The 10,544-nt window shown below is 36.6% G+C and carries 12 protein-coding genes and 1 rRNA gene; 1 reads left to right on the forward strand and 12 read right to left on the reverse strand.

The window, feature by feature from the left end:
* Nucleotides 1-156: 156 nt before the first annotated feature.
* Nucleotides 157-2,118 (reverse strand): methionine--tRNA ligase, encoded by a 1,962-nt coding sequence (metG, locus tag H9635_RS18210; protein WP_191701739.1) that lies wholly within the window; start codon nt 2,116-2,118, stop codon nt 157-159.
* Nucleotides 2,119-2,467: 349 nt separating this feature from the next.
* On the opposite strand from metG, the gene H9635_RS18215 reads away from it, so the two are divergent.
* Nucleotides 2,468-2,746, forward strand: coding sequence for an AbrB/MazE/SpoVT family DNA-binding domain-containing protein (locus tag H9635_RS18215; protein ID WP_191701740.1), 279 nt, complete (start codon nt 2,468-2,470; stop codon nt 2,744-2,746).
* Between the two features lie 113 nt (nt 2,747-2,859).
* Here the strand turns inward: H9635_RS18215 and rsmI are convergent, their stop codons facing one another.
* From rsmI to rrf, 11 genes are all read right to left on the reverse strand, one after another.
* Nucleotides 2,860-3,732, reverse strand: a complete 873-nt coding sequence (gene rsmI, locus H9635_RS18220; RefSeq protein WP_191701741.1) for a 16S rRNA (cytidine(1402)-2'-O)-methyltransferase — start codon at nt 3,730-3,732, stop codon at nt 2,860-2,862.
* Entirely contained in the window at nt 3,713-3,991 is a 279-nt protein-coding gene (locus tag H9635_RS18225) for a GIY-YIG nuclease family protein (RefSeq protein ID WP_191701742.1), read from the reverse strand. Before H9635_RS18225 ends, rsmI begins: the two co-directional genes overlap by 20 nt.
* Nucleotides 3,975-4,724 (reverse strand): tRNA1(Val) (adenine(37)-N6)-methyltransferase, encoded by a 750-nt coding sequence (locus H9635_RS18230; RefSeq protein WP_191701743.1) that lies wholly within the window; start codon nt 4,722-4,724, stop codon nt 3,975-3,977. The genes H9635_RS18225 and H9635_RS18230 overlap by 17 nt, the downstream gene beginning before the upstream one ends.
* Nucleotides 4,725-4,810: 86 nt before the next feature.
* The gene (gene yabA / locus H9635_RS18235; RefSeq protein WP_191701744.1) at nt 4,811-5,170 is read right to left on the reverse strand and encodes a DNA replication initiation control protein YabA; all 360 of its coding nucleotides are present in this window, start codon (nt 5,168-5,170) and stop codon (nt 4,811-4,813) included.
* Between the two features lie 23 nt (nt 5,171-5,193).
* The gene (locus H9635_RS18240) at nt 5,194-6,009 is read right to left on the reverse strand and encodes a PSP1 domain-containing protein (protein ID WP_191701745.1); all 816 of its coding nucleotides are present in this window, start codon (nt 6,007-6,009) and stop codon (nt 5,194-5,196) included.
* On the reverse strand, nt 6,002-7,006 hold the full coding sequence (holB, locus tag H9635_RS18245) for a DNA polymerase III subunit delta' (RefSeq protein ID WP_191701746.1): 1,005 nt from the start codon (nt 7,004-7,006) through the stop codon (nt 6,002-6,004). Before holB ends, H9635_RS18240 begins: the two co-directional genes overlap by 8 nt.
* A gap of 122 nt (nt 7,007-7,128) precedes the next feature.
* Nucleotides 7,129-7,569, reverse strand: coding sequence for a YaaR family protein (locus H9635_RS18250; RefSeq protein WP_191701747.1), 441 nt, complete (start codon nt 7,567-7,569; stop codon nt 7,129-7,131).
* Between the two features lie 132 nt (nt 7,570-7,701).
* Nucleotides 7,702-8,031 (reverse strand): cyclic-di-AMP receptor, encoded by a 330-nt coding sequence (locus H9635_RS18255; RefSeq protein ID WP_191701748.1) that lies wholly within the window; start codon nt 8,029-8,031, stop codon nt 7,702-7,704.
* Nucleotides 8,032-8,100: 69 nt separating this feature from the next.
* A complete protein-coding gene (gene tmk, locus H9635_RS18260; RefSeq protein ID WP_191701749.1) occupies nt 8,101-8,730 on the reverse strand; it encodes a dTMP kinase in 630 nt (209 codons plus the stop codon).
* A 19-nt stretch (nt 8,731-8,749) separates the two neighbouring features.
* Nucleotides 8,750-10,171 (reverse strand): aminotransferase class I/II-fold pyridoxal phosphate-dependent enzyme, encoded by a 1,422-nt coding sequence (locus H9635_RS18265; protein WP_318245231.1) that lies wholly within the window; start codon nt 10,169-10,171, stop codon nt 8,750-8,752.
* 301 nt (nt 10,172-10,472) lie between these two features.
* Nucleotides 10,473-10,544, reverse strand: a 5S ribosomal RNA gene (rrf, locus tag H9635_RS19555); the annotation flags it as partial.

A 10,544-nucleotide genomic window follows, 5' to 3' on the forward strand; every position in this document is an offset into this window, starting at 1 on the left:
CTTGTTATATTACCGTTTCAAAAATAGTAATTATAATTCCAAATAACTATAGAATTAACTATTTCTCTCAACAAAATATTATATCAATATACTTTATGATGGATTAAAAATACAAAAGCCTGTTGAACATCATTCGTCCAACAGACTCCATTTAAATTACTTCACTTGTGCACCGTTTGCCAATTTAGGATCGACAGTTGCCAATGTTAAAATGCCATCGTGCGAGCCCGCTAAAATCATACCTTGAGATAATTCTCCACGTAATGTAACCGGTTTTAAATTTGCTACTACAATTACTTTTTTACCAACTAATTCTTCCGGTTTATAATGCTCAGCAATACCTGAAACAACTTGACGTTGCTCATAGCCTAAGTCTACTTGTAACTTTAACAGCTTCTTCGCTTTTGCAACCGGTTCACAAGCTAATACTGTCGCAACTCTTAGGTCAATTTTCATGAAATCGTCTATTGAAATCTCTTCTGTATTAGGTGCTTCTACACTTGTAGATTCTTCTTGTTGTGTTGTTTTTACAGAGCCTTGCATTTGTTCACGAATATAGGCCACTTCAATTTCCGCATCTAAACGTGGGAAAATTGGTGTTCCTTTTTCTACCACTTTAATGTTTCTTGGAATAACATTGCCGAATGTTTCAATTGTGTCCCATGCTAATAATTTATCATCTAGTCCCAACTGCTCCATAATTTGCTTTGGTGCATTTGTCATAAACGGTTGAATCAGCACTGCAATATGACGTAAACTTTCTGCTAAATTATTCATTACAGCAGCTAACTTATTTCTATCCGCTTCGTCTTTTGCCAATACCCAAGGAGATGTTTCATCAATATACTTATTTGTACGTGATACAAGTGACCAAATCTCAGAAAGTACGACACTAAATTGCATTTTTTCCATACTTTCTTCATATCTAATACGTACACTTTCAGCATGTGATTTTAAAGCTGCATCAAATTCCGTTTCCTGTAAGTTTTCAGTAGGAATTTCTCCATCGAAATACTTGTTCATCATTGAAACAGTTCGATTTAAAAGATTTCCTAAGTCATTTGCTAAATCAAAGTTTGTACGCTCTACAAATGATTCTGGCGAGAAGACACCATCTTGACCGAATGGCAATTCACGTAATAAGAAATAGCGTGTCGCATCTAGACCATATCGCTCGATTAACATTTCCGGGTAGACAACGTTCCCTTTAGATTTCGACATCTTTCCATCCTTCATCATAATGAAACCGTGTGCAAAAATCTTTTTCGGTAAAGGCAACTCCAAGGCCATTAAGAAAATCGGCCAATAAATCGTATGGAATCGCACGATATCTTTCCCTACTACATGGACATCGGCTGGCCAGTATTTATTGAACAACTCTTCATTGTCAGAACCATACCCTAATGAAGTAATATAGTTCGATAAAGCATCTACCCATACATAAATAACATGTTTCGGATTTCCTGGTACTTTAATGCCCCAGTCGAATGATGTTCGAGAAACCGATAAATCTTCCAGCCCCGGTTTAATGAAGTTATTAATCATTTCATTTTTTCGAGATTCAGGTTCTATAAATTCTAAATTATCCTCATAATAAGCAAGTAATCGATCGGCATACTTTTTCATATTAAAGAAGTAAGATTCTTCATTTACTTTTTGAACATCCCGACCACAATCCGGGCACTTTCCTTCCATTAATTGCGTCTCAGTATAATAAGATTCACAAGGCACACAATATAACCCTTCGTATTCACCTATATAAATATCGCCATTATTCAAAAACTTTTGGAAAATCTTTTCGACTGCATCAACATGGCGCTTTTCAGTAGTTTGAATAAAGTCATTATAGGAAATATCCATAGTATCCCATAATTTCTTTGCACTCTCTGCAATTTCGTTTACGTAATCTTGTGGGTGCATACCAGACTCTTGCGCTTTTTCCTGTATTTTTTGACCGTGTTCGTCCATACCTGTTAAAAAGCGTACATCAAAACCTTTTAAACGCTTATACCGCGCTATTGCATCAGATGCAACCGTTGTATAGGCGGTACCGATGTGAAACTTACCGCTTGGATAATAAATTGGGGTTGTTATATAGAATGTTTGTTGTTCACTCACGAAAGTGCCTCCATTTGTTTGTTAAGTATAATCTTTATTCTAACCAAGTACGAAACTTGTTTCAATGAAAGTTTATCGGAATCCCAACATGTCGAAAAATCAACACGCAAAATTGGGAATTCCTTAAATCTTTTTGACTATTGCAAAAATATTTTGGTAAATATTTTTCATATCTGCACATTATATTACAAATATGACAAAAAAGTTTCTCGAACGAAGAAAATGTGAATGCTAATTAATTGACGTATATGGTATTAGTTGGTATGATTCTAAATAGACAAGGTTAAATGTCGAATTTTGACGAAATTTAAATAAGTTAATTAAAAGAATATAGGAGGAAATATTAATTATGAAATCAACAGGTATCGTACGTAAAGTAGACGAATTAGGACGTGTGGTAATTCCAATTGAATTGCGCCGTACATTAGGTATTGCAGAAAAGGATGCTTTAGAAATCTACGTAGACGACGACAAAATTATCTTAAAAAAATATATGCCTAACATGACATGTGCAGTAACTGGTGAAGTTTCTGATGAAAACATGCGTTTAGTAGGCGGTAAATTAATCTTGTCTTCTGAAGGTGCAGAAGCATTAATGAAAGAAATCCAATCAAACCTAAAAAAGTAAGTGAAGACTCTATTTAAAAAACCTTCTAGGTAACCAATACTTTTCTAATATAAAGTATTATTTTACCAAACAAAAAAAGCATTGAAAAGTAAGATGACTTTTCAATGCTTTTTTTATTGATGATATGCTTGATACACATCGCGTTTAGGTAAATTACGTAATTTAGCTACTTCTTTAATTGCTTCTTTTGAAGAAACTTTAGTTTCCTCTATTATATAAGAGACATGTTCTTCTAAAGACATGTTTGTCCAATAGCTTTCTTCCTCATCTTCTATTTCATCAGCAGTGTTACCTTCCAAAACAATACAAAATTCCCCTCGGATTTCATTTTCGCTTGCCCACACTATCGCTTCCTCTATAGTCCCACGTAAAAACTCTTCAAATTTCTTTGTTAGTTCACGTGCCAATGTAATTTGGCGATTTCCTAAAACAAGCTGTAAATCTTTCAAAGTTTCCTTTAATCGATGAGGTGCTTCATAAAAAATAAGTGTTTCTTGTCGTTTCGATAATTTATCCAGTTGCTCTCGACGTTCCTTTTTATTCCGTTTTAAAAAACCAAAGAAATAAAAGGGCTGTGGGGATAAGCCGGATGCAATCAAGGCAGTCAATGCTGCATTCGCCCCTGGGATCGGTACGACAGCAAAATCTTCGGCAATTGCTTTCACAACAATATCTGCACCAGGATCAGAAATGCACGGTAGACCCGCATCACTTACTAATGCGATGGACTTCCCTTCACGCAAATAGCCTAATAACTTCTCCCCACCTACTTCTATATTATGCTCATGATAACTAATAAGCGGTGTTTGTATGTCATAGTAATTACATAGCTTTTTCGTATTACGCGTATCTTCTGCAGCAATAATATCCACTTCTTTTAGAATTCGTAATGCTCGCATAGTCATATCTTCTAAATTGCCAATTGGTGTGGCTACTAAGTACAGGCAGCTTCCTTGCTCATGTTGACTACTTTTCTGTGATTTCATCTGAAGCCCTCCTAATATAATCAATTTTTTGGGAACGTTTAAGTTGCTTGAATGCATATTCAGCCGACATCGCTTGTTCCTTTGTTGTAAAGGTTTCATAGTAAATACATTTTACAGGACCTCGTGCGCGCGTATATTTAGCACCTTTACCTGCATTATGTGCAGCAATACGCTTCTCTAAATTGTTTGTATAACCTGCATAGAATGATGTATCTTTGCACTCTAACACATAAAAATAGTGTTTATTTTCCTTCTCCATATAAAAGTGCCCTCACTTCTGCCGTATATTCGTTATCATCCTTATATACGTATAATGGAGGAAGAATTTTTAAATCCGGCTTACCATCTTTTATCGCTTCGATTAATAGCGTATTGGCTTCTTTCCCATGTTTCGGATAGACAAATTGAATTCGCTTCGGCTCTAAACGATTTGCCCGCATCGCTGTTACAATATCCAAAAGTCTACCTGGTCTGTGCACAAAAGCCGCTTTGCCACCTTGCTTTAATAAACGGCTTGCAGCTTCTACTGCCTCGTCTAGTGTTAAATGGATTTCATGCCTCGCAATCGCATAATGTTCACTCATATTTTTTTCACTTAGTTCGTGTGCTAAAAAATACGGCGGGTTACATGTAACTACATCGTATTTTTCGATTCCCAATGTTTGTGGTGTTTCCTTTACATCTCCCAATTGCATTTCTATTTGATGTGATAAATCATTATAGGCAATGCTGCGAGTTGCCATGTCATGTAATCTAGGTTGCAGTTCTACTCCTGTAATCTTTGCCTTTGTTCGAGCACTCAAAAATAGCGGAATTACTCCATTTCCCGAACAAAGGTCAATTATATGACCTCTACTTTTTGGGATTTGCACAAAGCGTGCTAATAATACTGCATCTAATGAAAACGAAAAGACTGATGGACTTTGAATAATTCTTAAATCTTCAGCAAGCAAATAGTCCAGTCGTTCATCATTCTTTAACCATTGTTCCAAATCACAATCCTCCACATAACTACTATTTATAAATTCTTACCTAAACAAAAGACTGATATCTACTTTTGCAGATTCAGCCTTTTTTTTTAACCATTTTGTTTATTTAAAAATGATAGACAGAACAAACAATCTTCACTTTTACGCGAGCTACCAAAATGCACATGGCATACGTGGAAACCTTCGTTATAAAGCCTTGCTAAATTATCGTAACCTTCGCCAATATCTACGGGTTCCTTTTTTATCTCTTCAACTTGTTTACTTGCAATCGCTTCATTCGCCAATAGTTCCTCTAAACGCTTACGTAGGTGAAGGTTTTCTGTTTGAAGCGTCTGATGCTCCTCCATCATATGCGCAACAAATTGCTTAAGTGCGCTAAATTGTTGTTGCATTGATTCAAGCTGTTGTTCGAACTCCATAACAGTATCTAAAAAATTACGGTCCTTCACTCAAGCCACCCCATTAATTCTATCTATATCAGATTTTTCTCATACTGCATGAGCTCTTCAAGCGTATATTCAACCATACGCTCCTGCTTCGTTAAATATACTTGAATAAGTCGCTCTAATACATTTAATCCGATGACTTTGCCTTCTCCTTCTGGTGTCATAGATAGATCACCAATGTCAGGCATACCTTCTTTTGCAATTTCATAATCATCATTTTCATATTTTAAGCAGCACATTAAACGTCCGCATAGCCCTGAAATTTTTGTCGGATTTAATGATAGGTTTTGATCCTTTGCCATTTTAATTGATACTGGCTCAAAATCCCCTAAAAATGTCGAACAACAAAGCATTCTTCCACAAGGCCCTATTCCGCCAAGTAATTTGGCTTCATCACGAACACCTATTTGGCGAAGTTCAATACGTGTACGGAAAACACTAGCTAAATCTTTTACTAGTTCTCGGAAATCTACACGTCCCTCTGCTGTAAAATAGAAAATAATTTTATTACGATCAAATGTATATTCTACGTCCACGAGCTTCATTTCTAACGAATGTTCAATTATTTTCGTATTCGCTAAATCAAATGCCCGCTTAGACTCAAATGTATTTTCTTCTACTTGAAAACGATCACGCTCATCTGCAGGTCGAACAACTTGCTTTAATGGTAAAACAACGTCATTTTCCCCGACTTGTCGCATGGGCACTACTACCTTGCCATATTCAATTCCGCGTGCAGTTTCTACGATGACATATTCTCCAACATCCAAAATATATGCTGCTGGATCAAAATAATATATTTTACCCGCTTTCTTAAAGCGAACTCCGACTACATTATACAAATGTATACCCCTCCTGAAGATTCAGCATAAGCTGTTCCATCAATAACGTACGATTCATATTACGATTTAAGTTTGTACGGGCTTGTAATATTGCCTGCATTTGACTCGATAACTTTTCATACGTCAATACTAAAGCCATCTCATTAAATCGTTGATACATATCGGGATACGTAGACACGGCTTGTTGATTTGCTTTAATCGCTACAATATCACGATACGCAAATAACAATAAATCCAGTGCCCGCTCCATTTCTTCTTTTTCTTTAAATAATGGAAGCCATTCTTCATGAAGGAATAATAAAGCTTCATGAATATTTTGATGAACAATCTCTACTAATTTTAACACTGTTTTCCGTGCAAGTACAAACTGCTCATCATTTGCTAGTGCAAAAGCTGTATCAATATCATTCGTTACCATACTTGTTGTCGATGCCATAGATTTAGTAAGCCCTTGATCTATGAGCTGCTCCATTAAATTAATACGTGGAGCTTTTGCAAATTTAATATGCTGACAACGTGAACGAATTGTAGGAATAATAGATTGAATTTGCTCCGTTAATAAAATTGCCACAACTTGTCCATCTGGCTCTTCTAAAAACTTTAAAAGCATATTGGCAGAGGCAATATTTAATTTGTCTGCATGATGCAGAACATAAATTTTTTTACCTTCCTCTACACCTGTCATTTTCACTTCAGCAACTAATTCCCGTATTTGATCTATTTTAATAAATTGACCATCTGGCTCTATTTGCCAAATATTCGGATGATTTCCCGAATCAATACGTCTGCAATTTCGACATGTTTCACATGGAACATTTTTTGACAAATTTCCGCAAAGGAGAAGTTTCATAAAAAAAGAGACGACATCTCGTTTGCCCGTACCTTTTTCACCTTCAAAAATATAGGCATGTGCTAAACGATTTTTTTCTACAATGGTTTGTAATTGCTTCATTACTACGGGCTGCAGCTTTGTAAGCTCTTCAATAGTTCGTGTCATTTCCTTCACCTTTTCATTTACTGCTTCTTTTTATTTGAATGGTCCTATGTACAATTCAAACAATTTATCGTCTGCTTGGAAAAAAGCCCGTGTCTAGTGCACAACAAAGACACGGGCATATTTTACATATACAGATTTATTAATAGTCCTTTAATTTCGCCAATTTTCGATAATAGCTCAATAGACTCTTTTTCTTCATTTAAAATATCTTCGGTTAATTCGACAAGTCGCTCATCAATTGTTTCGACAATTTTCAGGCGACGTCCTTCACCAAAGCGATTCCATGTATGGGATTGCTTCATTTCAAGACCATAATCAACGGCTTCTTGTAAAAAGCGTTTAATAAGCATTTTAAAACGTGCCAATTCCCTCAAATTTCGAGAACGGGCTACACGATCACCAGCTGTTGATATATCGCCTAAAAGTCTCGTGAGTTGCTCTGATTGCATTTTTGAACCTTGTTTTACAACCATATCTCCAAAACGATTACCATTTTGGTTTGCTGGACGTAAATCATTGCGATTTGCATTCAAATTTACCCGGAGATCCTGATTAATTTTCATTTATCATTCGCCTCCAAAAAGTCAATTATGCCTCGGCATAATTGCATCCGAAATCCGCTTTGCCCTCGAAAGAACATGCTGAATTCGTATATCTACCAGAGGCCTTAATATCTTTCATTCTGTTGAAAGATATTAAAAATGATGGAATTGTTCGATTGGCAATACAAATACAATCGCTCCACCAACTTCAACTTCTACAGGGTACGGGATGTAGGAATCAGCATTCCCTCCCATTGGTGAAACAGGAGCGACCATTTGCTCGCGTGAACGACAGTTTTCACGAATAATTTCTAACAACTTCGGAATTAATGAATCATCCGTACCTATTAAAAATGTCGTATTTCCCGACCGTAAAAAACCACCTGTACTCGCTAATTTTGTTGCTCGATAGTTGTTTTTCGTTAATGCATTGGATAAACGGTTACTATCTTGATCCTGTACTACTGCTACTACTAACTTCATCCGTACTCACCCCTTCATTGAATTGGTTCCTCTATTATATCATAAATAAAAGGTACACTTCATTTACTTTTACCCTAATAACGGATTTAAAATCATCCATACATCCTCAATCACTTGCTCTAACTCCTGATCTGCATTAATAATTTTAAAGCGTTCCGGATAACGTCTCATGGCCTCTCCGTAGCCTTCGTATACTTTTTCATGGAATCCTAAACTCTCTACATCTAATCGGTTTAATTCATCCGTACGGGTTGTATGAATACGAGCTAAACCTTTTTCAGGAGATATATTAAAGAATATAGTCACATCTGGAAGGCGCTTTCCTATGGCAAATTCATTGATAGCTAATACTTCATTAACACCGATTTCACGTGCATAGCCCTGATACGCTAATGAAGAATCGATGAATCGGTCACATAGTACATGTTTCCCTTTATCTAAAGCAGGTACTATTTTTTCATAAAAATGCTGGGCACGTGCTGCTGCATATAGTAATGCTTCTGTCCGTTCATGCATTTCGGTATGTGTTGGATCTAAAATAACAGCACGGATTTTTTCTGCTATTTCAATCCCACCTGGTTCACGTGTTAATAAAGCATCAATCTGTCTTTCTTTGAGGCGGTCACCTATTGCTTTTAACACGCTCGTTTTACCTGCCCCTTCTCCGCCTTCAAATGTAATAAATAAATTCCTTTGCATTTTTATATTCTCCCTGCATCTATTTTATGACTTGTATTAATTTCTCTTGTAGACGGTGCTCCCCTTGGAACACTGCTCCAATCGCAAGAAGCTCTTCCAATTGACTCAGTTTTGCGACTGTGATTTTCTCACCTGGTACAAATAACGGTATACCGGGTGGATATGGAATTATTGTTGAAGCGGCCACTCGTCCGATTGCTCTCATATACGGGAGCCACTCTTTCTCAGCCCGTTCAATTTCGTCAAAGCTATACTCCGCTTTTATAATAGGTGTCATTTCAAAAGTAGTCTGATTATCATACTCTTTCTTTCCTGGTAAGTCCTTCAAATGAATAAGTGCTTCTTTCATTCTGATTCGTAAATCAGCAAATGAATAACTATCTCCCTGCTTTAACAATGGCAAAATAATTAGGACTTGTTTCGCATCAGCCAATTCTACATAAACCTGTTCTTTTTCTAATGCTTCTTTTAATTGAAAGCCTGAATAGCCAGGTGCTCGAATTAATAATTTTAACGTATCATCGACTTCTACTACTTGCAATTCTGTCGATGATGTTAAAGATTCTATAAATTGCCGACGTTTATCCATTAAATAGGAATAGTCAATATCCGTATAATTTGCAACATAGCTTCTCGCATCATCAAGTGAAGCTAACAATAAATAGGACGGACTACTCGATTGTAACATACGTAAATAATGGTTTACCCTTTGTGCACTTATTAGCGATGTTTTCATATGTAAAAAAGAGGCCATCGTCATTGCCGGCAATGTTTTATGGGCAGACTGTACAACAATGTCTGCACCAGCATCTAAAGCGGATTGTGGCAGTTTGTCTGTCACTTTCAAATGAGCTCCATGTGCTTCATCCACTAATACAGGAATATTGTAAGAGTGGCAAAGGTCAATTTGCTCCACTAAATCACTCGCTGTCACCCCATAATAAGTTGGATATGTAAAAATGGCTGCTTTTGCATATGGATAGCTCGCTAATGCAGATCTCAGTGTATCCAATTCAATACAGCCAGGAGTTTGACTTTCAGTATGCCATTTAGGCGCAATATATACTGGGTTTACCCCCACCAGTTCAAGAGCATGGAAAATAGATTTATGCGCATTACGTTGGACAAGCACCGTATCCCCTCTTTGGCATGTTGCATAGATCATTGCCAAGTTACCAACTGTAGAACCGTTAACTAAAAAGAAACTTCGATCTGCTCCATATGTAGAGGCAAGTAACTGTTCAGCTTGTAAAATAATTGTTTCTGGATGATGGAAGTCATCTAAGCCTGTCAACTCGGTTACATCGTATGTTAATGCGCGCTTAACCACGCTTGGTAAATTTGAAAGCAACCCATTTTTATGTCCAGGCACATGAAGGGATTGCGGTTCATTCGCTACAAATTCTTTTAATGCTTGAACGATTGGTCGATTATTTTTCACCGTCGTCACCTCATTTATTATTATCATTCTATTATAAGACGATTATGCAAATAAAAAAACTAGCCAACAACCCTTATTAGCTAGTGAACTATCTCAGGGAATTTTCACTTTCCCTACTATGAGAGAAAATCCCAACAGATTTCGCAGATTATTAAATAACTCCGATATTTTAGTTCAACTTTGACAATAATTAAAGTCCTTCGTATCTAATATTTTTTAACTACTTTTTTCTTTGAAAATTAACTTGTACTAACTTATTAAACAACAAAAAAACCACTGAAAATTCAGTGGTTTTGCGTGTGCGAAGCGACGTCCTACTCTCACAGGGGGAAGCCCCCAACTACCATCGGCGCTAAAGAGCTTAACTTCCGTG

Source organism: Solibacillus faecavium (assembly GCF_014836905.1).
GTDB classification, from domain to species: Bacteria; Bacillota; Bacilli; order Bacillales_A; family Planococcaceae; genus Solibacillus; species Solibacillus faecavium.